1 pseudogene is annotated in these 680 nt (G+C 70.1%); it reads right to left on the bottom strand.

The features are described 5' to 3' along the window. Nucleotides 1-67: 67 nt before the first annotated feature. Nucleotides 68-680, bottom strand: a pseudogene (locus FVA95_RS29145) (cell division protein FtsK); the annotation flags it as partial.

Raw genomic sequence — 680 nt, 5'->3', positions numbered from 1 at the left:
AGCATCGCCTTCTGGGCGCGGGTGAGCTTGTCCTGGTCGATCGGGACGGGGCCGGTTTCGGTTGTGTTCATGCGGCACCTCCGGCAGGGAGCGCAGGCGTGCCGGGGCGGAACGGCAGTACCGGTGCGGGTCGACCGGCCGGGTCGGGCGATGGGGCGGTGACGAATCGCTCCAGGGCCTTGATCGCGTCATCCGGGACCCACGCGGCGCGCACGCGCAGGGGTTCGCGGACGCCCTCACCGAACAGGTAGCCCACGCCGGGTTCGGACTCGCCGATGCGGTTCGCCCACGCACCCCGCTCGTAGGCGTGGTCGCCCAGCACCATCCCGACGTGGGACTTGGAAGCCACGCGCAGGCAGATGCGTCGTGGGAACAGCTCGCGCACGGGGACGGTGTCCTTGGTGGGTTCCTGGACGTAGCCGCGGACGGTGAACCCCAGCGCCCGGCCCTGCGTGGTCAACAGAGCGATCCGCTCGGTGATCGCCTCGCGAGTCTTGCGGTCCCCGACGTAGCGCAGCAGGGCACCGATCTCGTCGAACTCCACGATCTCCAACGGAGTGTCCCGTGTGATCGGGACCAGCCGTGTGGTTCCGGCGTGCTCGCGCTTGCGGGTCTCCATCTGATCCACGAGGTCGTCGAGCAGGGCGAGGGCCTCGCGGGAGGTGACGGCGTAGCGGTGG

The organism is Pseudonocardia sp. EV170527-09 (genome assembly GCF_008369905.1).
GTDB lineage: Bacteria > Actinomycetota > Actinomycetes > Mycobacteriales > Pseudonocardiaceae > Pseudonocardia.
The sequence above is the reverse complement of the archived record's forward strand: the minus strand, read 5'-3'. Positions and strand labels throughout refer to the sequence as shown.